This is a genomic window from Candidatus Peregrinibacteria bacterium (assembly GCA_016220175.1).
Classification (GTDB): domain Bacteria; phylum Patescibacteriota; class Gracilibacteria; order CAIRYL01; family CAIRYL01; genus JACRHZ01.
Window position 1 is genome coordinate 21,731 of sequence record JACRHZ010000075.1, and the last position, 21,143, is coordinate 42,873.

The 21,143-nt window shown below is 38.9% G+C and carries 22 protein-coding genes and 1 tRNA gene; 11 read left to right on the forward strand and 12 right to left on the reverse strand.

What is annotated here, in order from left to right; genetic code table 11:
- Positions 1 to 20 precede the first annotated feature (20 nt).
- Positions 21 to 668, forward strand: a complete 648-nt coding sequence (locus HZA38_06215) for a transposase (protein MBI5415075.1) — start codon at positions 21 to 23, stop codon at positions 666 to 668.
- On the opposite strand, the gene HZA38_06220 is transcribed toward HZA38_06215, so the two are convergent.
- A complete protein-coding gene (locus tag HZA38_06220; GenBank protein MBI5415076.1) occupies positions 663 to 1,955 on the reverse strand; it encodes a dihydroorotase in 1,293 nt (430 codons plus the stop codon). The two genes, HZA38_06215 and HZA38_06220, sit on opposite strands and share 6 nt — an antisense overlap.
- A complete protein-coding gene (locus tag HZA38_06225; GenBank protein MBI5415077.1) occupies positions 1,956 to 2,942 on the reverse strand; it encodes an aspartate carbamoyltransferase catalytic subunit in 987 nt (328 codons plus the stop codon). It abuts the gene before it with no gap.
- A gap of 149 nt (positions 2,943 to 3,091) precedes the next feature.
- Here HZA38_06225 and recA point away from each other — a divergent pair, with 149 nt between their 5' ends.
- From recA to HZA38_06245, 4 genes are all read left to right on the forward strand, one after another.
- A complete protein-coding gene (recA, locus tag HZA38_06230; GenBank protein ID MBI5415078.1) occupies positions 3,092 to 4,171 on the forward strand; it encodes a recombinase RecA in 1,080 nt (359 codons plus the stop codon).
- Positions 4,172 to 4,246: 75 nt separating this feature from the next.
- On the forward strand, positions 4,247 to 5,515 hold the full coding sequence (locus HZA38_06235; protein MBI5415079.1) for an insulinase family protein: 1,269 nt from the start codon (positions 4,247 to 4,249) through the stop codon (positions 5,513 to 5,515).
- 62 nt (positions 5,516 to 5,577) lie between these two features.
- A complete protein-coding gene (locus tag HZA38_06240) occupies positions 5,578 to 5,829 on the forward strand; it encodes a ribbon-helix-helix protein, CopG family (GenBank protein MBI5415080.1) in 252 nt (83 codons plus the stop codon).
- A 21-nt stretch (positions 5,830 to 5,850) separates the two neighbouring features.
- The gene (locus HZA38_06245) at positions 5,851 to 6,105 is read left to right on the forward strand and encodes a type II toxin-antitoxin system RelE/ParE family toxin (GenBank protein MBI5415081.1); all 255 of its coding nucleotides are present in this window, start codon (positions 5,851 to 5,853) and stop codon (positions 6,103 to 6,105) included.
- A 233-nt stretch (positions 6,106 to 6,338) separates the two neighbouring features.
- Here the strand turns inward: HZA38_06245 and HZA38_06250 are convergent, their stop codons facing one another.
- A complete protein-coding gene (locus HZA38_06250; GenBank protein MBI5415082.1) occupies positions 6,339 to 7,202 on the reverse strand; it encodes an urea transporter in 864 nt (287 codons plus the stop codon).
- 103 nt (positions 7,203 to 7,305) lie between these two features.
- Positions 7,306 to 7,376, reverse strand: a tRNA-OTHER gene (locus HZA38_06255).
- A gap of 678 nt (positions 7,377 to 8,054) precedes the next feature.
- Here HZA38_06255 and HZA38_06260 point away from each other — a divergent pair.
- Both HZA38_06260 and HZA38_06265 read left to right on the forward strand, forming a co-directional pair.
- Positions 8,055 to 9,008, forward strand: a complete 954-nt coding sequence (locus HZA38_06260; GenBank protein ID MBI5415083.1) for an IS110 family transposase — start codon at positions 8,055 to 8,057, stop codon at positions 9,006 to 9,008.
- 745 nt (positions 9,009 to 9,753) lie between these two features.
- Entirely contained in the window at positions 9,754 to 11,004 is a 1,251-nt protein-coding gene (locus tag HZA38_06265; GenBank protein ID MBI5415084.1) for a hypothetical protein, read from the forward strand.
- Between the two features lie 14 nt (positions 11,005 to 11,018).
- On the opposite strand, the gene tgt is transcribed toward HZA38_06265, so the two are convergent.
- From tgt to HZA38_06280, 3 genes are all read right to left on the reverse strand, one after another.
- Positions 11,019 to 12,158, reverse strand: coding sequence for a tRNA guanosine(34) transglycosylase Tgt (gene tgt, locus HZA38_06270; protein MBI5415085.1), 1,140 nt, complete (start codon positions 12,156 to 12,158; stop codon positions 11,019 to 11,021).
- A 93-nt stretch (positions 12,159 to 12,251) separates the two neighbouring features.
- The gene (locus HZA38_06275) at positions 12,252 to 13,982 is read right to left on the reverse strand and encodes a proline--tRNA ligase (GenBank protein ID MBI5415086.1); all 1,731 of its coding nucleotides are present in this window, start codon (positions 13,980 to 13,982) and stop codon (positions 12,252 to 12,254) included.
- A 178-nt stretch (positions 13,983 to 14,160) separates the two neighbouring features.
- Positions 14,161 to 14,571: a divergent PAP2 family protein gene (locus tag HZA38_06280; GenBank protein MBI5415087.1), complete on the reverse strand. Its 411-nt coding sequence runs from the start codon at positions 14,569 to 14,571 to the stop codon at positions 14,161 to 14,163.
- A gap of 137 nt (positions 14,572 to 14,708) precedes the next feature.
- On the opposite strand from HZA38_06280, the gene HZA38_06285 reads away from it, so the two are divergent.
- Together HZA38_06285 and HZA38_06290 are read left to right on the forward strand one after the other, a co-directional pair.
- On the forward strand, positions 14,709 to 15,452 hold the full coding sequence (locus tag HZA38_06285) for a cob(I)yrinic acid a,c-diamide adenosyltransferase (protein MBI5415088.1): 744 nt from the start codon (positions 14,709 to 14,711) through the stop codon (positions 15,450 to 15,452).
- A 5-nt stretch (positions 15,453 to 15,457) separates the two neighbouring features.
- A complete protein-coding gene (locus tag HZA38_06290; protein ID MBI5415089.1) occupies positions 15,458 to 16,267 on the forward strand; it encodes a pyrroline-5-carboxylate reductase in 810 nt (269 codons plus the stop codon).
- A gap of 66 nt (positions 16,268 to 16,333) precedes the next feature.
- On the opposite strand, the gene HZA38_06295 is transcribed toward HZA38_06290, so the two are convergent.
- Positions 16,334 to 17,440, reverse strand: coding sequence for a PilT/PilU family type 4a pilus ATPase (locus HZA38_06295; GenBank protein ID MBI5415090.1), 1,107 nt, complete (start codon positions 17,438 to 17,440; stop codon positions 16,334 to 16,336).
- 49 nt (positions 17,441 to 17,489) lie between these two features.
- Entirely contained in the window at positions 17,490 to 18,374 is an 885-nt protein-coding gene (gene prmC / locus HZA38_06300) for a peptide chain release factor N(5)-glutamine methyltransferase (GenBank protein ID MBI5415091.1), read from the reverse strand.
- A gap of 98 nt (positions 18,375 to 18,472) precedes the next feature.
- Between prmC and HZA38_06305 the strand changes: the two genes are divergently transcribed.
- A complete protein-coding gene (locus tag HZA38_06305) occupies positions 18,473 to 18,991 on the forward strand; it encodes a nicotinamide-nucleotide adenylyltransferase (GenBank protein ID MBI5415092.1) in 519 nt (172 codons plus the stop codon).
- A gap of 147 nt (positions 18,992 to 19,138) precedes the next feature.
- Positions 19,139 to 19,483, forward strand: a complete 345-nt coding sequence (locus tag HZA38_06310) for a GIY-YIG nuclease family protein (GenBank protein ID MBI5415093.1) — start codon at positions 19,139 to 19,141, stop codon at positions 19,481 to 19,483.
- Positions 19,484 to 19,645: 162 nt separating this feature from the next.
- Here the strand turns inward: HZA38_06310 and HZA38_06315 are convergent, their stop codons facing one another.
- From HZA38_06315 to HZA38_06325, 3 genes are read right to left on the reverse strand one after another with little or no spacing between them, the layout of a single operon-like run.
- Entirely contained in the window at positions 19,646 to 20,455 is an 810-nt protein-coding gene (locus HZA38_06315; protein ID MBI5415094.1) for a GNAT family N-acetyltransferase, read from the reverse strand.
- Positions 20,456 to 20,710 (reverse strand): SemiSWEET transporter, encoded by a 255-nt coding sequence (locus HZA38_06320; protein ID MBI5415095.1) that lies wholly within the window; start codon positions 20,708 to 20,710, stop codon positions 20,456 to 20,458.
- 36 nt (positions 20,711 to 20,746) lie between these two features.
- Positions 20,747 to 21,133, reverse strand: a complete 387-nt coding sequence (locus HZA38_06325; protein ID MBI5415096.1) for an SET domain-containing protein — start codon at positions 21,131 to 21,133, stop codon at positions 20,747 to 20,749.
- Positions 21,134 to 21,143 lie beyond the last annotated feature (10 nt).

A 21,143-nucleotide genomic window follows, 5' to 3' on the forward strand; every position in this document is an offset into this window, starting at 1 on the left:
TGGAAGTTTTTTCGTGGCGCATGAAGGATCTTTACAACAAAAATCGTCGATCAATTCGTCTGAAGGGATACGATTATTCACAACCCGGGTATTACTTTATTACGATCTGCACAAAGAATAGAGAGTGTGTTTTCGGCGAGATTTTTCAACAACACATGCGTTTGTCAGCTTTGGGAAAAATTGTTGATTATGAATGGCGACACATTTCGAATCGATATTCGAATGTAATATTAAATGAATTTATTGTGATGCCAAATCATATTCATGGAATCATTATAATTAGTGATGAATTTTTCGTCGGCATATCGGAAGAAATCGTAGGAACGACCTTCGCGGTCGCTCAATGCAATTCGATCGTTCAAAATAATAATATGACAGGCGCAAGGTCTATATCATCATTAATTTTGAATGAAAGGGCAGGCGCAAGGCCTGCCCCTACGATTACGATTGGGAATATTGTCGGATCATTTAAATCATTGTGTGTACATGGATATTTGCAATACTTAAAAAACAAGAACATTCATGATGTTCCTGGAAAATTCTGGCAACGAAATTATTACGAATCCATAATTGAGAATGATTCACATTTGGAAAACGTTCAGGCGTATATTCAAAATAATCCTCTGAACTGGAATACTGACCCAGAAAATCTGGAGTTTATTTTATAAAATTTTTCCATTTTTCACTTTTTCCACTCCTCCCACAAACACCTGATCAGCTTTTCCAAGGAGCGTCATTCCTTCAAAAACAGAATTTGCACCTTTTGTTTCCATATCTTTCACGCGCACTGCCCATTTTTTCCCGGTATCAAAAATCGCAATGTCCGCATCAGTTCCGACAGAAAGTGTTCCGTGAGGAATTCCAATAACCCCGGCTGGATTCACACTCATGAGTTCAATAAGTTTTACGAGAGAAATATGATCTTTTTTGACGAGATGTGTAAATCCCGCAGCAAAACTCGTTTCAAGACCAACACTTCCTCGTGCTGCGTCTGAAAACGGTTTGAGTTTATCAAATTTCGTATGGGGAGCATGATCTGTACTGATCACAGATATCACTCCTTTTTTGAGTCCTTCAACAATTCCTTTTTTATCTTCTTCAGAACGAATGGGTGGATACATTTTAGCATTTGTATTGTATCCTTCAACAATTTTATCGGTGAGAGAAAAATATTGAGGACACGTTTCTGCCGTCACATGAACACCTCTTTTTTGAAAAAACTCAATGAAATCTACTGAATTTTTGGAAGAAACATGGAAAATATGTATTTTTGCGCCCGTGTATTCTGCCAAACATAACATTTTAAGAACGGAAACATCTTCGGCAACTCTCGGAATTCCCGGAAGTCCCAATTTTGTCGAAATGATTCCCTCATGCATCATTCCGCCAGCAGAAAGACTTTCCACTTCACAGTGATTCATGAGCACTAAATCAAGCGTTTTCGCGTATTCCATGGCTCTTTTGAGAACAACTTCATTCTGCACATCTTGCCCATCATCTGTGACGGCAACAATTCCCGCATCTTTCATTGCTTTCATGGGAGCGAGCTCTTTGCCTTCTTCGCCTTTCGTAATCGCTCCTGCAGGAAAAAGTCGCGCAAGCCCGAGTTTTTCAGCTTGTTCGATTTGATAGCGAACAGCAAGTGCTGAATCTGTTATAGGACAAGTGTTCGGCATGGAAACGACAGAAGTGATGCCTCCTGCGAGAGCAGCTCTAAGACCGGTTTTCAAGTTTTCTTTCCCTTCTTGTCCTGGTATCCTCAAGTGTACTTGAATATCCACGAGTCCCGGAGTAACAATTTTCCCTCGCGCTTCCACTTTCTGGCAGTGTTTTTCCACTTTTATTTTTTTCCCGATTTTCAGAATTTTTCCATCCCGCACATGAATATCACAAATGGTGTCCACTTTGTGAGCAGGATCAATCACATGTCCATTGGTAATAAGAAATTCAGTCATTTATGCAGGAGAAAAAGGTTTCGTTTTTTTATCGTACCTCTTTGCGAGAAGCCAAAGCACCGCTTTTCTCACAGCGAGACCATTTGTTACCTGTTCCCGAATTTTTGATTGCGGATGGCAAACGAGATCAGATGCCACATCAACCCCGCGAATGACTGGTCCAGGATGAATAAGGATCGCATTTTTATCCGCAAGAGCAAGACGCTCTGAAGTCATACAGTACATTTTTGCGTATTCTTGAAGACTCGGAATAAAACCAGTTGAACCTCGTTCTTCTTGCACTCTGAGTGCGCATATTACATGTGCTCCTGCAAGTGCTTTTTCTACATTGGTGAAGATTTCCACGCCAAATTCTTCCACTCCTTGTGCGATAAAAGTACACGGAGAAGCAATTCTCACCTTTGCTCCGAGTTTTTTTGCAACTCGAACAAGTGATCCAAAAACCCTCGAGTGTAAAGTGTCGCCGATGATCGTCAACACTTTTTTTTCCATATTTCCGTGATGATCGAGCATCGTTTTTGCATCGAGGAGACCTTGGGTTGGATGCTCATGCCACCCATCTCCAGCACTCACCACTGCACATGGTACATGTTGCGCGACAAAACACTGACTTCCGGCATCAGTGGAACGCATGACAATTACTTTTGGTTTGAGTGCTGCAAGCGTGAGCATCGTGTCGAGAAGACTCTCTCCTTTCCTCAGAGAAGAGCTTTCTGCTGAGGTTCCGACAACATCTGCCCCGAGGTGTTTCCCTGCAAGTTCGAAGCTGAGCCTCGTCCTCGTCGACTGTTCGTAAAACGCGGTAATAATGGTGGAGTCCTTAAGAAGGCTAAGCTTCGCCGTTTCCGCTTCCTTAAAGAGTATCGCAATTTTTAAAATAAGTTCAATATCTTGCATCGAAAGATCATCAATCGAAAGTACGTCAAAAACAGAAAGATCGCGTTTCCTGCGAGCTTTTTCGAGTTTTTTTTCAAGTGATACAGGCATGGTCAGGGTACCAAAAATTTTCTTCTGCCATCATACCGTTTTCTGCTGGAATTTGAAAAGAAGAAAATACAATTGACTGACAATTTGTGTTTTTGTAAATATTCTGTATTCTGAAAGTACATTCCTTTTTGTTTTTTTTCTTTCTTTTTATGTCAAAAACTTCTGTAAAAGACCCGAGACATGAAGCACTTTTAAATGCTATGGCTCAGATTCAAAAACAATATGGAGAAGGTTCTATCATGAACCTTTCCAGCGCCGGAAAAATGAACGTAGAAACTATTCCAACAGGATCAATTTCACTCGATATTGCTCTTGGAGGAGGAATTCCCAAAGGGAGAGTTATTGAAGTATATGGACCGGAATCTTCCGGAAAAACGACACTCGCTCTTCATATCGCGGCGGAGTATCAGAAACGCGGTGGACAGGTCGCATTTATTGATGCCGAACATGCCCTTGATCCGGAGTATGCCAAAAGAATTGGGCTAAATCTCGAAAAATGTACCATTTCTCAGCCAGATTCTGGGGAACAAGCACTCGAAATTGCTGAACTCCTCGTTCGTTCGGGCGCGATTGATCTCATCATTATAGACTCCGTTGCAGCTCTCGTTCCAAAAGCAGAAATTGAAGGAATGATGGGGGATTCGCACATGGGACTTCAAGCTCGTCTCATGAGCCAAGCACTTCGAAAACTCACAGGAATTGTGGGAAAAACAAAAACGACCATTATTTTCATTAATCAAATTCGCATGAAAATTGGGGTTATGTTTGGAAATCCAGAAACGACTACCGGCGGAAATGCGCTCAAATTTTATGCTTCTGTGCGAATGGACATCAGACGAACGTCAAAAATTGAAACAGGATCAGGTGATACAAAAGAAGCTGTGGGAAATAGGGTAAAAGTGAAAGTGGTAAAGAATAAAATTGCTCCTCCGTTCAAATCAGCAGAGTTTGATATTATGTTTAATGAGGGAATTTCTCGAGTTGGAGATATTCTGGATACTGCCGTGCGTCTCGGAATTGTAAAAAAATCAGGCGCATTCTTTACGTATAAAGAAACAAAACTTGGACAAGGTCGAGAGAACGCTAAAGACTTTCTGAAGACAAATCAAAAAATTTCAGATATTCTCGATAAGGAGGTCCGAGAAATGGTGGCACGTGGCGAAGTTGAGCCAGTTCCTGCAATAATGGAAGAAGAGAACGGTGCGGAAAATGAAAAGATGGAGCTGTAGAGAAAAGGTAAAATGTAAAAAAAATTACAAAATTAAAAATTCTTTAAAAATTATAAAATTTAGAAATTCCACATTATGTTTCAACAGCACAGTCTTCCCAATAACCTTCGCCTCATTACCTCTCAAAATACTGGTACGAAAGCAGTAACGCTCCTCATCCTTACCGGAGCAGGATCACGAAATGAGAAAGATGAAGAGCGCGGAATTTCTCATTTTCTTGAGCATATGTTTTTTAAAGGTGGAGCTCGTTATAAAAATGCGAAAGAAGTTGCCGAAACAATTGATGGCGTTGGCGGAGATTTTAACGCGTTTACGGGAAAAGAATATGCGGGATATTACGTAAAGGTTTCTGCTGAACAAGTGGAAACCTCGTTTAATGTTCTTTCTGACATGCTCCTCAATTCCATTTTTTCTCCACATGAAATCGAAAAGGAACGCGGAGTAATTTTGGAGGAATTTAACATGTATGAAGACACGCCGATATATAAAATTGGGTGGGATTTTGAAGAACTTCTTTTTGGAAGTGATCATCCGATGGGACGGGATGAAATCGGGACAAAAGAATTCATTGCAAAAGTTACGCAGCAGGAATTTCAAGATTACAAATCTGCGCTCTATACGCCGGAGAATACGGTCATCATTGCTTCCGGAAATATTTCTCCCGAGAAATCGCTTGAGCTTGCAAAACAATATTTTCAGTTTCCAGCTGCGAAAAGAACGCGACATCATATTGATTTTGCTTGGCCAAAAAATCCTGAACGTCTTCATCTTCGAAATAAAAAAACCGAACAAGCGCATCTCGTGGTCGGCTATCCGGGGCTTCCCATGGCGCATAAAGATGAACATGTCCTGAATCTTCTCGCCGTAATTTTAGGCGGCAATATGAGTTCTCGCATGTTTTTGAACATTCGAGAAGCACACGGTCTCTGTTACTCCATTTCTACTACGACCGATCGATACACGGATTGTGGAGTGATTTCTACACATGCGGGAGTAGATATTGCTCGGGTGGAAAAAGCAATCACGGCAATTCGGCAAGAATATGAGAAAATTACTGCTGAAAAAATTTCAGATGAAGAGCTTCAAAAGGCAAAGAATTTTCTCAAAGGGAAAATTACGCTTCGTATGGAGGACAGTGAAGAAGTTGCAAGTTTTTTGGGAACGCAGGCGCTCCTTCTTCCGGAAATCAAAACACTGAAACAACTTTTTGCAAAAATTGACGCGGTTTCAGCAGATGATATTCTCCGAGTTTCTCGGGCAATTCTCATTCCTGAAAAACTTTCTCTCGCACTCATCGGACCGTTTGAAGGGAAAGAGGAGGAGTTTCGAAAGTTGCTGGGGTGAAAATTTGTAGTATTTAAAAGTATTTTATAGTATAATATCTACATAATATAATATTTTATACTATGGTACACTATAATATTACACTCAATGAGGATCTTGCTGATGTAGTTGAATCTCAAATGAAGAGAAGAAGATTTGCGAATCGCAGTGAATTTTTTCGTGATCTCATTAGAAGTCAGTATGTCCTCATCGAGAATGAAAACATCCTCATAGAGGAAATTTCGCGAGATGATGCCGATTATGCTATCATAAAAAAGCGAGAAAAAAATGCGGAATTTATTCCATTAGAAAAAATACTGCGCTCAAAGAAATAATATTTTTCTATTTTTTTATATATGTTCGAGCTTCTTATTGAAAAAAGAGCATGGAAAGACATTGATAAAATTGATGTGCAAGAACAATCAAGAGTTTTAACAAAATTACAACAAATTCTTTCCGAAAACCCTTATCCTCGAGGCGGAAATCCAAAGAAACTCATGGGAGAAGAAGCATTTCGTCTGAGAATTGGAGATTATCGAGTGCTTTATAGAGTTTATAAAAAACAAGTATTTGTTTTTGCTGTGGGTCATCGGAAGGATGTGTATAGATGAAACTGGATTATGTGTGAAAATATTCCCCACGAAAATGCAAGTGAATTTTTTTGCAAAGTGGAGTACAAATAAAAAAACTTTTTTCACGGAATATGCCAAATTCAATGCTCACTATGCCAAACTGTAAAACTTCTTCGAAGTCTAATCGTAAATCTGCTCGTGCTTCTTTGAAGAGAAAGAAAAAGATTGTAAAAAAGGGAAGAAAAAATTCGTGAACTTCTTACAATTTTACATCAGCACTTTGCGACATGTGCGGGTGTGTGATTCGCACGAACATGTTTTATCGATAATACCATCCAAGTAGCGAGCACAAATGGAGCAGTAAGAGCGATTATACCGAGTTTGTTCAGACCGAGGAAAAAGAGCACAGAGAGAATAATTGCAAAATTCGTAATCACAAATGAGTCCCACTTCTTCGTTCCTAACACTATGCCACAGAGTATGGCATTATATCCAAAAAGACCGATATTTATCAGAGAAAGAGGCAAATGAAAAAATATCGCTAACAGATTCCCGAGTAATGATGCATAAAGTGCATAAAAAGCAGCAGTACGTGAATTTATTAAAATGCCAAAAAGAAAGAGGAGGCCAGTGATGGCATTCTCTTGGAACATCACCTGACCAATTCCAATGCTGATTGCTGAAAATAAATCGAGCAATGCGGTTTGTGGCAATGCTGATATCAGCAAAGGGGAAGCATGAAGAAATTTTATACCAAAAATTCCCATCCAGGTACTCAGAACGAATGGTGCAGTAAAAGCAGGGATTCTTTTTTGTATTGCATGCATGATAACGCTAGAGAGTGCGGAGCTAATAATTATAGCAAGCGCTGTAGCGACGTTGACCCCAAAGAAAAACCAAATGGCAATTCCGACAAGTGTTCCATTGAATCCATACAAACCGTTTTTAATATCTTCCTGAGGATATTTGAGAAACACAGCGAAAATACTTCCAACAATGTTTCCGAGAATTGCTCCGAGTCCCAAAATCCAGGAGTTGTAAAATATTCCGACTAAAAATAAGAGCCCGGTCAAAGCATTATTTTGAAGCATCACTTGGCCAACTCCACGGAGTATTATTTGGACGGAATCTCGCATAGAAAAAACTTGTCGCGTATAATGCTATACTTCTTTTCCCAAAGAGTCACCCGTCCTTGGATGACTTCCTCGGAAGCTTGTGCAAGGGATTTCAATCTCGCCCTGGTGGAGAGGACGGGAATCGAACCCGCAAAATTAGGTCTCAACCCCAATTCGTACACCAGTACCCTCCCCATAGCCACCAGGGCATGGTTGATAATACTTCCATGCAATGAGATACAAAAACGACCACTTCTTGCGAAATAGTCGTTTTTGCTGAGACCTAATTTATGCAGGCAGATGCCTGTGTACGAATTTGGGCATCACTATAATACAAAATTGAGTTCAAAAATTCAAGAGAAAATCATAGTTTTTACTTTGGGATCACATCAAAAATTTGGGGAGAAAATAATCAAGCATATATTTTAGAGAGACGGAAAAGGAAGAATTTTTTATCAGTAACACCACGAACAAGCGCACGGAAGCCTTTGATTTTTCCACAGCGAAAATGTGTCGACGAGGTCCGACGACACAATCGACATTTCTCTATGAAAAAAACCCAATCGTCGGTTCAACTCTTTTGAGTTGAACCCTTCGTTTCTTTTTTACCATTAACTTACTTTTTTGATGAAAAGGAAACGTTGTGGAGCAACTCAAAAGAGTTGCTGGTATATTCAAAGTACTAAGAGATATGTAAGAATCAAGGGAAAGGGAGTTGCGGAGAGTTACTTGAGAACAAATGTCTCGTGAGGGAGCATGCAATCCCTACTGTTTGTAACGAATGAGAAGGTTGTGGATTTCGCCACGTATCACTCACCAGCTTGTTAGGCAGTAGGACTCCCTTCCCTTTTCATCATTTTACCCAATTTTTTTATGAAATGCATCGGCATTGATGTTTCCTCCAAGAAACTCAACATCTATAGGAATGATACTAAAGAGAGTTTTGAGATTGAAAACACACAAAATGCTTTAGAAAAATTTGAGAAGCAAAAGAAATTAGAATCTGATGAATATGTGATAGGGGTCGAATCAACTGGTCGATATCATTTTGTGTGTCAGGAGTACTTTGTTATGAAGGGATACGAATTTCGTTGTTTGAATCCACTTCTCACGAACAAAGTAATATTTGCGACTGTGCGAAAGAAAAAAACGGACAAATCAGATGCGGAAGTAATTGCATTTTTATTGAATTTAGGAGAAGGACAAAAGGTAACAAAAGAACAACTGCGAACCACAAAGAGGACAATTCTCCGCACCAGAAAAAAATTGGTACATCAAAAGACAGTTTTGAAATTATTACTTCAGGAACTAGGAAAAGAGCATCAAAACAAGGGCATTACGGAAACAAAAGCTTCTCTTCAAAGAGTTCTCATAACGATCGAAGATGAAATAAAAGTATTGGAGAAAGAGGCAATGGGAGTTTCTGAAACGAAGGCAGAAAAACTCATTCGATCAATTCCTGGATTTGCTACGCAACTCGCAGGAGTGGTCGCGACAGAAGTTGGAGATTTTACGAGGTTTTCTGCTGCAACGCAGTTTAAGGCGTATGTCGGGATTGATCCGAAAGTATCTCAGTCAGGGGCAACTCATTACACCGGAAAAATAACAAAGAGGGGAAATCCGTATCTTCGATGCGCATTCTATCTTGCCGCACAAGTCGCGAGACAACATGATCCGGAACTGAAAGCTTTTTACGAGAAAAAAATAGGGGAAGGAAAAAACTTCAGAGTGGCAATTTGTGCAGTTGCGAGAAAGCTCTGTGAAAGAGTTTACGCCGTAGTAATGAGAGGTGTTCCTTACCAAATACGAGAACTCTCTTTCTCTTGATTTTGATATAGAAGGCTCCCTCGGAAAACGTTTCAGAGCAATCGAGACGATTGCTCCAGCACAAGATTTTTCTATTTTGATATTCGGTCTAAATCTTCTTCGATAATTTTTATCAATGCCGGGGTATCGTCAACCAATGTGGCAGTATCGGAGCTTGAATTCTTTCCCCAAAGAGTCACCCGTCCTCGGGTGACCTCGAGTCGCCCCAGGAGGGGCGACTCTTAGGAAAACGAGAGGTGTTCCTTACCAAATACGGCAACTTTCTTTATCTTGATTTTGATATAGAAGGCTCTCTCGAAAGGACCAAAACTCAGGAAAGGTCATGCGTGGATGCATGCCCCCCACGAAATATTACTAATAAATTTTTCTTAAAAAAAGCCAGAAGAATTAACATAAAATTCTAGCACTCAGAATAAAGAAGTGCTAATATCACCGAGTCCTTCTCTGCTAAGATGAAGGAGCCGATGGTGAGAAAATGGCGACATGAAGAATATAAGCCATAATCACCAAAGGGCGCCACCGACGCGCGTCGGTGGTCGGAACCTTATAAGGGTACGACGTAAGTCGTGGTCAGATAGGGGATCCAAACTCGGGAAAGAGTTCCGAGCGGGAGAAATCCCAACCAATCGGAATCTTAGCCACGCAAGTGGCTGAGGATTCCAAAAGAACTCAGAACCGAGAGAGTCAGGCTCTTAAAAAAAGAGCTTGACTCACCGAGTCCTTTTTTTGTTATCTCTTTAATCACATGCCAATATCTCTCCAAAACTTGAGCAAAATAAGGTCACTCGAAACGGCTTGGGGGTTAGTAAAAAGTAGAAAATCTATTGAAAGTCGGAAGAACTCACGAGGAATTGATAAGGTCAGTTTAGAAGATTTCGAAAAAAATTTATCAGAAAACCTTAACTTAATCAGCAATAAATTAAGAAATAACTCTTATGAACCAGATTCAGTTAAAATAGTTCCACAAAAAAAAGAAAATGGTAAATATCGATTCATAGCTGTACCTACAATAAGAGATAGAATAGTACAAAGAGCAATGTTGGAGTTATTTATGCCATATATAAAAAATATTATACAAACTGGGGTGAGTTATTGTGGTGTGAAAAATGATGAAAATGAAGCTATGTGTACTAAAAAAGCTGTTAAAAAAATTATAGATCACATTAAAAATGGTCTCTTTTGGTTTTTTAAGTCAGATATAGAGGGCTTTTTTGATAATATACCTAAGAAATCGATTCTTAAAAAAATTCAAAATAAAATTCCATTAAGCGAAGAGGTTTTTAAGCTGACAAAAAAATACATTCATTATCAAGTTGGCAACCCTGAGGTATTCCAAAAACACAGGCTAAAAATACCTGACGATATATTAGGAATAACACAAGGATCGGCTCTTTCACCAGTCTTTGCTAATTTATATTTAGCCGATTTTGACAGAAAAGTAAAAAAAGTTTTTGGAGACAGATTTATTAGATATGTGGATGACTTTGTCGTTATATGTAAAGATCAAAAAGAGGCAAAAGAAGCATTGAATTTTTTAAAAGATGAGATAAAAAAAATAGACCTCAGTTTGCCAAACGAAAACAAGAAAGATTCAAAAACAAGGACTGGAAACCTGCGAGCTTCAAATAAAATTGATTTTTTAGGCTTAGCCATTGATCGTAATAGGATTTGTCCAAAAGGCGGAATTAAAGAGTTGAGATTTAAAATACAAAATAAGTTGAAACTAAAAAAGAAAAATGGGGAAGAATATAAATCTGTAAAACGCAATGGAAAAGAATATAGTGTTCGTGAGCAAATCGAAGAAAAAATCATGGGATGGGCAAAGCATTACAGTTTCTACCATGTAAAAGAACTATATGAGTCTTTAGATATCTTCATAAGAGAAAGAGCGAAAAACACAAAACTTTTGAAAGGAATGATTGGATTAGGAACAATAAAATTGTCACCTATCATCTCTGAAGGCGATTGGCAAAAAATGTTCTCAACAAAACATTAGCAAATTATTTCCTGTTAAGAACATTTCTCCAAAAATCTCTTCTTCCATTCTATAAACTTCCCATTCCCAATACTTTTCCGAATTCCCCTCATCATCCCCAAATAAAAATGCAAATTGTGGATGGTGAGAAGACGCATTCCGAGCATTTCTTCCGCTTTAAAAAGATGGCGTAAATACGCTCGAGTGTAATTTGCACACAGTTCACAATCACACTTCGGATCGAGAGGAGAAAAATCTTTTGCGAATTTTTCATTTTTCACATTCACTTCGCCAAAGCTCGTAAATGCTTTTCCGTGGCGCGCATTTCGTGTTGGCAAAACGCAGTCGAACATGTCGATTCCGTGCGACACCGCTTCAATAATATTTTCAGGAGTTCCGACTCCCATGAGATATCGCGGTTTTTCTGCGGGCATTTTTTGCGTAATTTCAGAGAGCACTTTGTACATTTGTTTAGTCGATTCTCCCACCGCGAGTCCGCCGAGCGCGTAGCCATCGAACGGGATTTCGGAAAGTTTCGACAAACTTTGTTCGCGGAGATCGAGATGCGTTCCGCCTTGAACAATTCCAAATAAAAATTGTTTCTTTTTCGATCCCCGCTTTCGCGGGGACAAGTTTTTTTTGAGGAGTTTTTGGTGATGCTCGTATGATTTTTTTGCCCAAAGACTCGTTCGGTCCACGGCTTTTTTGATTTCTGACTTCTTCGTCGTCGATGGCGGACATTCATCAAACGCCATGATGATATCGGCTCCGAGGTCGTGCTGAATTTCCATCGATTTTTCTGGAGACAAGAAAATTTTATCGCCATTTAAATGGTTTTGGAATTCCACTCCGTCATCTTTAATTTTCCGAATATTCGCCAGAGAAAAAACTTGATAACCACCGGAATCAGTGAGCATTGGTTTTTTCCAATTCATAAATTCCGGAAGTCCGCCGGCATCTTTTACAATTTTTTCTCCCGGACGAAGATGAAGATGATACGTATTTCCGAGAAGAATTTCCGGCTGGAGTTTTTCGAGATCAGAAATGGAGATTCCGCCCTTAATTGCTCCTTGAGTCGCAATCGGCATAAAGCACGGAGTTTCAATCGTTCCGCGGGAAGTCACGATTTTTCCGAGTCGAGCGGAGCCGGAGGTTTTTTTGAGAGAAAAAAACATATTAATTTCATTGTGTGAACCTTGTAGAGACAAGGCATTGCCTTGTCTCTACCATTAGAAAAATTCCAGTAGAGACGTTGCATTGCAACGTCTCTACATTTTTATCCATTTAAGAATTTTTTTCTCCACCTCATCAATTCCGACTTCTTCCGTTTTTTCCGAACTTCGTTCTTTCCATTCCACAGAATTTTTTTCCAGAGTTCGTGGAGAAATCACAATTCTCAGCGGAATTCCAATCAAATCTGCGTCAGCGAATTTTTTTCCCGGACTTTCTTCTCGATCATCCACCAGCACTTCGATTCCTTTTTTCTCCAGCGCTTTTTCGAGGTCTTCTGCTTTCTTCAGAGAAGTTTCGAATTCTCCCGTTTTTCCAATGGGAACAATGATGACGTGGTATGGCGCAATACTTTTTGGCCAGAGAATTCCTTTCTCATCGTGAAACGCTTCCACCGCTGTTCCCATAAGTCTCGTCACGCCGATGCCATAACATCCCATCAAAACTTGCTTCAATTTTCCATCTTTGTCCGTGAATTTAAAATCAAATGCATCAGAATATTTTGTTTCGAGATCAAAAATATTTCCGACTTCTACACATTTTTCCGCTTTCAAAACATGTCCACTTTTTACTGAAGTAAAGCCTTCTTTGACCAACGCGAAATCGGCGAAATCTTCAAAATTACAGTCTCGTTCGACATTTGCATTGAAATAATCGTGATTCATTGTGTTTGCTCCGGTACAAAAATCTCTCATCTTTTTCACCGAATGATCGGCATAGAATTTAATTTTTGAATTTTTTATTGGTGAAATAAATCCTTCCGCGAGTCCTTTTGCCGCAAGTTCTTCTGAAGTTGCTGGACGAAATTCTTCGGTTTGGAAATACGAGGAAACTTTGTGCATATTGATTTCCAAATCTCCACGAACAGAAACCCCGACCATTTCTGATTCTTTTTCTCCTTTTTTTCGAATGAGGAGAATAAGTGTTTTTAGAATTTCCCATTCGTGAATTTTGTACTGTTCAGCAGTTTTCGAAATACTTTTTGGTCGAGGAATTTCTTTTTCTTCGAGCGGCAATTCCTTTTCTTTCCACTTTTCTAAAAGTTCTTTTGGCTCCGGAGCATTTCCCACCGCAATTTCAGAATTTTGCGGATGAAGAAGTTTTCCCTTCTCTTCCTCAAAAATAACGGTGTCTTCTCCCGCCGGAGTAATCGTCACGAATTCGTGCGAAACTTTTTTCGTGAAAATTCCTCCGGAAGCTTCGATCGCATACGCCGTGAGTCCGCACCTTGCAAAAACTTTCAAATACGCGTCATACATTTTTTGATAATACTGATCGAGATCTTCTTGCGCCCTATGAAACGAATACGCATCTTTCATAAGAAATTCTCTTCCACGAAGAATTCCTGATTTCGCTCGCGGTTCATTTCGGAATTTTGTCTGAATTTGATACAAAGACATCGGCAAATCTTTCCAAGATTTAATATATTCTTTTGCAATTGGCGTCACCATTTCTTCATGACTAAACCCGAGAATCGTTCGATCTGTTGGTCTGTACGCAATGTCAAGTTTGTCGCGTCCGGTTTTTTCCCAGTTTTCAAGCGGAGTAATCGCGGTCATTCCGATTTCGACAGAATCGATCGCATTCATTTCTTCTCGAATAATTTGTTCAATTTTTCTCACGACACGTTTTCCGAGTGGAAGAAGGGAATACACTCCCGCAAGTTCTTTTTTCATAAAATTTCCCTGAGTGAGGAGCTTTGCGTTGATAGAATCAGCGTCGGAAGGAGCTTCTTTAGTTGTGCGAATGGCGGCTTTTGTAAATTTCATATGGAAATGGATGAGGATAAAATTATTCGGAGGAATTGGATGTGTTAATTTCGAATTTTAAATTTTAAAATTTCTAAATAAATTCTAATTTTTAAATCTTAATTTCCAAACATTAAAAATTAGACATTAAGATTTATTTAAAAATTTCAAAATTTCAAAATTAAAAATTCTCCAAAAATCATATCATAACAAGAAGAAACGTAACTCCCACTCCCAAAAATATTCCCGTCATCATTTCCACAAATGTGTGCCCAAGGCGTTCTTCGAGTTTTTTCTCTCCGATGAGATAATTGAGAACTTTCGCATGTTTCCCCGCTTCCCATCTCAGTTTTATCGCATCGTAGAGGACAATTACAGAAAATACACTTGAGAGGGCGAATTCAATAGATGAAATTCCATATACAAGAAATATTGTCATAGTCAGGCTTGAAACCAGTGTTGCGTGTGCAGAAGGCATTCCGCCAGACCTCGCAAAATCACTCCAGTGAATTTTTTTTTCTTTCCAAAAACAAATCAGAAGTTTCAATATTTCCGCAGAAAGAAGAGCTATAAATGGGGTAACCACCGGAAATTTGAGAAAAATATTCATGAGTTCCCAAGAAAGGAAGCGGGAATATGATGCTATTTTTTCAGAAAAATGGCTCCCTCACAAGTTCTTCCCGAAAATACATTTGTTTCTGGCAAAAAATAGTGGCAGACTACCTCTGTATTTTTCTTGCATACGCTATGACAGAACACATTGGAATGGGCGATCTTGGTGATACGTCGCTCTTTTCGGGGAGAAGAATTTCAAAAGAAAGCCAGTGCATTGAGGCTGTGGGGAATACTGATGAACTGAATGGAGTCCTCGGGATGATTTTGACCATGGATCTCCAGCCTGAATCGCGTGAAATTTTGGAAACGATATCACATATGACTTTCGACATAGGAGCTGAAATTTGCGCAGAAGGGAAATTCATGGCAGAAAATGTTTCTTCGAGTGAGGTTATCAAAATGACCGAATGGATTCTCTTTTTGGATGAAAAACTTCCAGAACTTCGAGAATTTATGCTCCCGAGTGGAGCTCAAGCAGCCATTTGGCTCAATTATGCTCGAGCAGTAACGAGGAGGCTTGAAAGGAGCCTTGTCCCGCTCTTAAGGACGCAGTATATCCGTGCTGAACTTTTTGCCTTTGTAAACCGACTCTCTCGGCTTCTTTTCTCATTGGAAAGATGGGAGAATTTCCGAAAATCTGGAGAAGAAACGAAATGGAAAAAGGGAAGAAAACTCCCAGAAATTCCGTTTAAAAATTCTGTAATCACAAAGAACATCGATGTCGGAACTGATGAGACTCTGAATAGCAAAGTACATAAAAAATATGAGAGCGACAGAACAACAGAAAAAGGAAATTTGGTTGCGGACCAATTTGATGCGGATATTCCTGTTCAAGAGGAAGAAGTTCCAGATGTTCAAAGTTCAATTTTTTCATAATGTTCATGTCTCCATCTCTTGGATTCATTGGTGCCGGAAACATGGGATCAGCACTGATTTCCGCGTTTTTAACGTCCGAAAATATCTTGCGAGCAAATCTCAAAATATGCGACCGCAGCTCTGGAAAACTCGAATATTTTCGAAAAATGGGAATACAAGTTTCGGAAGATCCAAATGTCGTCATCCGTGGATCTGATATCATATTTCTTGCCATCAAACCACAAGATGTTCAAACATTTTTTGGTTCTGTTCGAGATTCTCTAAGAAAAAACGTACTTTTAGTATCAATAGCTGCTGGGATTTCAATTCATTTTCTTCAGAAGATCAGCGATATTTCAAAAGTAATTCGAGTGATGCCAAATACTCCAGCACTCGTAAAAATGGCGGTAGCGGGAATGTTCCCGTCGAAAGAAGTAGAAAAGAAAGAATATGAATATGTGAAAAATCTTTTCCACACATGTGGCGTTACAATCGACTGTACATCTGAAGAGCAAATTGATGCCATTACGGCTCTTTCAGGAAGTGGTCCAGCATATTTTTTCCGAATTCTCGAAATTTTTTCTCAAAAAGCACAAAAATTTGGATTTTCTGAATCAGACGCGAAAAACATCGCACTCGGAACTTTGCGAGGAACAGGAGAACTCGCGCAACAATCCGAAGATTTTTTTCAAACTCTTCGGGAAAAAGTCACATCCAAAGGCGGAACAACGGAGGCAGCACTAAAAAAATTTGAAGAACTCAGACTCGAAAATGTCCTAAATGCAGGAATTCAGGCGGCGTATGAAAGGGCGAGGGAAATCAGCAATAAGCAGTAGGCAGTAAGCAATAAGTTCGAATTGAATAACTTATCGCCTATTGCTTATTGCTTACTGCTTGCCGAGCTATTCTTCCTTAAAATAATGAATGTAATCCTCTTGCCTGATGATTCCATCTTCCGCGAGTTGTTCTGCATATTTCTCCATTCGAATCATTCCGAGTGAAGCTCCAGATTGGATTGCATTCGGCATCTGCGCAACATCTCCTTGACGAATAAGATTTCGAATAGCGGCATTTACCACCATGAATTCGTAAATTGCAACTCGTCCTGGACGATCTGCCCTCGGTACAAGTCTCTGAGAAATAACTCCGATGAGCGTATCCGCAAGACGTGAATATATTTGCATCTGTTGTTCTGGCGGGAACGCACTTGCGATTCTCGAAATTGTTTGAGGAGCGCTTGACGTGTGGAGTGTAGAAAATACGAGATGTCCTGTTTCAGAAAGGTTCATCGCCGCCATAATTGTTTCTGGATCACGCATTTCTCCGATCATAACGACATCTGGATCCTGACGAAGAGCTCCACGAAGAGCATTTGCGAATGAAAGAGTGTCAGAACCGATTTCACGTTGAGAGATAATCGACTTGTCAGGCGTAAATACGAACTCGATAGGATCTTCAATTGTCAAAATATGTTCGACACGATGTTTATTAATATGATCGAGCATTGACTGCATGGATGTTGATTTTCCTGATCCCGTTGGTCCGGTGACCAGAATGAGTCCCTGTTTTGCGCGAATGAGATTATATACGGCGTGAGGAAGTCCAATTTCATCAATAGACCATGCTGCTGACGAAATTCTCCTCATTACGCCTGAAAGATTTTTTCGTTTATAAAAAAGATTCACACGGAATGCGGTTCCATCTTTATGTTCGTATGCAAAATCAAGTTCCCGAGTACGAATCAATGTTTCTTTCATCGATTCTGTAGGAATCATGCCGTAAATAATACGCTCTGATTGCTCTCTTGTAAGTGGTGGAACATTATCCACAAAACAAATTTGTCCGTTAATACGAATGGCGATACGAGCATTTGCCCCAAAGTGAATGTCGGACGCTTCTTGATCGATGACGAGGTCCAGTAGGTCATCAAGAGAGACTTCATCTCCAATATTTTCAAGTTTCACCTCATGATCGGGCTCTTGGACTTCTTCTTCATCCTGTTCTTGCATGAGTTCTTCATTGATCATATGTGTGTGTATTTAAAATAAGAACTTCGGATTATTGTATCATTTTTTGAGGTAAAAAACAAGGATTCAGGGCGAGAATTCCTAGAGAAATGGGGCTCTTCATCTTAGGGAAAATCGAGAGTTTCGCATGAGGGAAATGTTTGAGAACGATTTTTTTGATTTTTAATTTTTGTTTTTGAGAAAATTCAAAAATACACATATCGCACGGAAACTTTTGAAGTTCTTGAAAAAATCTTCGATACAAAGAAAGTCCATCATTCCCGCTGAGTAAAGCTATTTTTGGGTCATATTTTTTTACTTCGACGGGAAGAATATCACGCTTCGGTATGTAGGGAAGATTCGCAAGGACAAGAACCGGACATGGAGTATTTTTCGGAAGGCGAATATTTTTCAAAAGATTTGATTTTTTAAAAATAATATAAGAAGCGTGAAGTAGTCGAGCATTTTTTCGGGCTATTTTTAGCGCTTTTTCCGAAATATCAATGGCATACATCTGATGACATGCGGGAAGATATTTTCTGAGCGAAATCGCAATACATCCGCTGCCCGTGCCAATGTCGAGAATGGTCGACTTTTCAAAATTCTTCAGAATTTCTAATGCTTTCTCTACGAGGATTTCGGTTTCCGGACGCGGAGTTAAGACGTGTTCATCGACATAAAACTCAAGTCCGAAAAATTCTTTTCGATGGAGAAGATGAGAAATGGGAGTTCCAAAAGTTCGTTTCTTAAGAAGAACAGAGTATTTCTTGAGATTTTTTTGAGAAAGAGAAGTGTTTCCATGTGCAAAAAGGTACGTGCGGGAAACACTCAGAATATCGGCAAGAAGCACTTCCGCATCCAAATTCGGAGTATCATCTTTTTGGAGATATTTCTTCAGGCTTTTTTTTGCCATCTGTAAGGCTTCAGTAATGGTCACATTCAGAGAATAATTTCTAAAATTCAAAATTCTGTTTTGTGCTTTGTGTTTTGTACTTTGTACTTCTATAATATTTCCATCTTTCCGCTTGGAATCCAATGAAAAAACGAGCACTCTACATCGGCAGATTTCAACCGATTCACCTTGGACATGTCGATGCAATCCAGCAAATACTTAAGCATCCAGATCATTTTGACGAAATTATCATCGCTATCGGCAGCGCTGAAGACAGTTTTCTTCTGGAAAATCCGCTCACAGCTTCAGAACGATTTGAACTCATTCTCGGAGTCCTTGAAGAAATGAAGATTCCTCGAGAAAAAGTATGGATTCTTCCTGTTCGAAATATTGACAATTATGCCCTTTGGCCAGCGCACGTTATCCATCTCTGTCCTGAATTTAATGCTGTTTTTTCAGGGTCTCCAATTGTGAGAAAGTTATTTCATGATTTCACTGAGAAAAAGGTATATGAAATAAATACAAAACGAGTGTGTATTTCCGCCACAGAAATTCGGAAAAAGGTAAAAAAAGGGGAAGATGTGTCATCATTTCTTCCAAAATCAGTGCAGGAATATTTGCAGAAATTGGATTTTCGGAAAAGGTTGCAGGAAATTGAATAAAAATTTTCTGTCGTCGGACCCCGTCAACACTTTCGATCGCCTGTTTTTCTCTCTATTGTGAAGAAATTCAAGTCTTCTCTTTTTTTTGTCACCCCGGACTTGATCCGGGGTCAAAGTATCATGTCTGATATAAACCATCGTTCCAATATGACCAGATATTTTTATGAAAACAGAGCATATTATGTGTATATCCTGAGTAATATAAAGAGAACTGTTCTGTATGTTGGCGTAACAAATAATCTCGAAAGGAGAATGCTTGAGCATAAAGCAAAATTGAAGGATGGATCCACAAAGAAATATGGAGTTCAGAGATTGATGTATTTTGAAGAATATCAGTATATTGGAGATGCAATTTATCGTGAAAAACAATTGAAAAAATGGAGAAGAAAATGGAAGGAAGAGCTTATGGAAAAAGAAAATCCTCTTTGGAAAGATCTGGCTGAATCGTGGAACGATGATTGCATCTTTGACCCCGGATCAAGTCCGGGGTGACAAAGACCGATATTGACCATAATTTGAGGAGTTTTGTTGTTTTTAATAATGGCGAAGTACAAAACATCCTGCCGTGCTTTGGACCTTTAAAGGAAAACAAACAAATGGAACCGCGCTAAAAACGCGCTTCCGCGGAAAGTTTGTGGTGGTGGAGTAAAAATTTTACTTGTATTCAGCAATAACAAATTTATCTATTGGCTTAAAACCAATACTTTTGTAAACTTTTTGAGCGGCGATGTTATCATTGCCTGTGAAAAGCAATCCATACTTTATTCCCTTTTGAAAATAATATTCGCATAATTTGCTCACGACCTTTTTCGCCAGTCCTTGTCCTCTAAATGCTTCTAACGTTCCCACACCGCCTATTTGAAAGTAATTTTTTGAATACCCGTGAAGATTCGCCTTTGATACGATTTTGTTTCTCATTTTCATAAAAAATGTGTGTTCATGGAGAATTTTCTTTCTCTCTTTTGACCTGATTTCCCCTTTTTCTTTTGAAAAACCAATTTTTCTATCAAATTTAACAATATCATCAATATCTTTTTTAGAACCTTTTTCTTCGATCCCCGCTGAAAAATTTCGGAAAGTTTTTTTTGTGAGAATGAATACAATATCATTCATTATTTTTTTTGGCTTTTTCTTATGGATTTTCTCAAATCTCTCAATCATTCCCTTTGCATATTTCTTAAATGCAGGAACACATCCAATATTTAATTTTTCACGAACTCCATAATCAACAAGTGCTTCAAGGACTTTTATTCTATTGGCGTTAATCACAAAACTTCCAAATTTTCCAAAAAATGTAGCAAGTCCTATTAAACTTCCCCTTTGAAAGTATCCGTAGTATTTGTTTATAGAGAATGGTTTTTTGTCATTTTTAAAACTACCGATAACAAAAAGATTTTCTCTTTCTCTTTTGTAGCAGAAATCAAGTATTTGTTGCTGGTTTTTTAGGGTTAGCTTTTTAATCATTCACTTATATCTGATCTTTAAAAGCAATATCGAAAGTGCGAGGAAAAATCCTATGACACTCATAATTCCTATCGGATAGTTCGGTTTTAAAAATCCGTAAACTGACCACAACATCAAACCAGAGGTATAAATGGTGTACCGACTAAGAGATAAATCTTTTGTGGATTTTGTTTTCCAGCTTTTTATTGTTTGCGGAATCAAAGAAATAGTCACAAGAATGCCGGCAATGTATCCCAATATATCGATGTATGGCATGCGAGAATTAAAATTCGAATCTGTTTTTTTTGGCAATTAACTGCGGATAATCTTCCTGCATTTCTTCCTCCCACAATTACATTCCATATAAGTATTAGGAGGCAATTCTTCGCTGTAATCCGCAGTAATCTCTTCTCCTTGTTGAATATCTCTCATGGCAACATCACAAAAATGCTGAGCAGTGGTGTTTGGTTCACATGAATGATTTACATACTTTTCAGGTTCTTGCAGTATCACATACTTACCATCTAAAAACGAAATGTACTTTTTTTCCTCGTTAGACATTTTTTCCACTTTTTCTTTTGGCAATGTATGTGAAGTATCCCAATGCAAAACAATTTCCCCCTTCTTAAAATCACGATGTGCGAACACTCCTTTTCCTTCAATCCCAGAATTTTTGACGAGGACTTGATCTGTTTTCATATCTCACAAA

Coding starts and splice junctions, on each gene's coding strand:
- HZA38_06250 (MBI5415082.1), bottom strand. CDS start 7,202: ATGCGAGATTCCGTCCAAATAATACTCCGTGGAGTTGGCCAAGTGATG.
- HZA38_06245 (MBI5415081.1), top strand. CDS start 5,851: ATGTTCGAGCTTCTTATTGAAAAAAGAGCATGGAAAGACATTGATAAA.
- HZA38_06215 (MBI5415075.1), top strand. CDS start 21: ATGAAGGATCTTTACAACAAAAATCGTCGATCAATTCGTCTGAAGGGA.
- HZA38_06225 (MBI5415077.1), bottom strand. CDS start 2,942: ATGCCTGTATCACTTGAAAAAAAACTCGAAAAAGCTCGCAGGAAACGC.
- HZA38_06280 (MBI5415087.1), bottom strand. CDS start 14,571: ATGAATATTTTTCTCAAATTTCCGGTGGTTACCCCATTTATAGCTCTT.
- HZA38_06310 (MBI5415093.1), top strand. CDS start 19,139: ATGACCAGATATTTTTATGAAAACAGAGCATATTATGTGTATATCCTG.
- HZA38_06295 (MBI5415090.1), bottom strand. CDS start 17,440: ATGCAAGAACAGGATGAAGAAGAAGTCCAAGAGCCCGATCATGAGGTG.
- HZA38_06285 (MBI5415088.1), top strand. CDS start 14,709: ATGACAGAACACATTGGAATGGGCGATCTTGGTGATACGTCGCTCTTT.
- HZA38_06220 (MBI5415076.1), bottom strand. CDS start 1,955: ATGACTGAATTTCTTATTACCAATGGACATGTGATTGATCCTGCTCAC.
- HZA38_06235 (MBI5415079.1), top strand. CDS start 4,247: ATGTTTCAACAGCACAGTCTTCCCAATAACCTTCGCCTCATTACCTCT.
- HZA38_06260 (MBI5415083.1), top strand. CDS start 8,055: ATGAAATGCATCGGCATTGATGTTTCCTCCAAGAAACTCAACATCTAT.
- HZA38_06325 (MBI5415096.1), bottom strand. CDS start 21,133: ATGAAAACAGATCAAGTCCTCGTCAAAAATTCTGGGATTGAAGGAAAA.
- HZA38_06240 (MBI5415080.1), top strand. CDS start 5,578: ATGGTACACTATAATATTACACTCAATGAGGATCTTGCTGATGTAGTT.
- recA (MBI5415078.1), top strand. CDS start 3,092: ATGTCAAAAACTTCTGTAAAAGACCCGAGACATGAAGCACTTTTAAAT.
- tgt (MBI5415085.1), bottom strand. CDS start 12,158: ATGTTTTTTTCTCTCAAAAAAACCTCCGGCTCCGCTCGACTCGGAAAA.
- HZA38_06320 (MBI5415095.1), bottom strand. CDS start 20,710: ATGCCATACATCGATATATTGGGATACATTGCCGGCATTCTTGTGACT.
- HZA38_06265 (MBI5415084.1), top strand. CDS start 9,754: ATGCCAATATCTCTCCAAAACTTGAGCAAAATAAGGTCACTCGAAACG.
- HZA38_06290 (MBI5415089.1), top strand. CDS start 15,458: ATGTCTCCATCTCTTGGATTCATTGGTGCCGGAAACATGGGATCAGCA.
- HZA38_06305 (MBI5415092.1), top strand. CDS start 18,473: ATGAAAAAACGAGCACTCTACATCGGCAGATTTCAACCGATTCACCTT.
- HZA38_06315 (MBI5415094.1), bottom strand. CDS start 20,455: ATGATTAAAAAGCTAACCCTAAAAAACCAGCAACAAATACTTGATTTC.
- HZA38_06275 (MBI5415086.1), bottom strand. CDS start 13,982: ATGAAATTTACAAAAGCCGCCATTCGCACAACTAAAGAAGCTCCTTCC.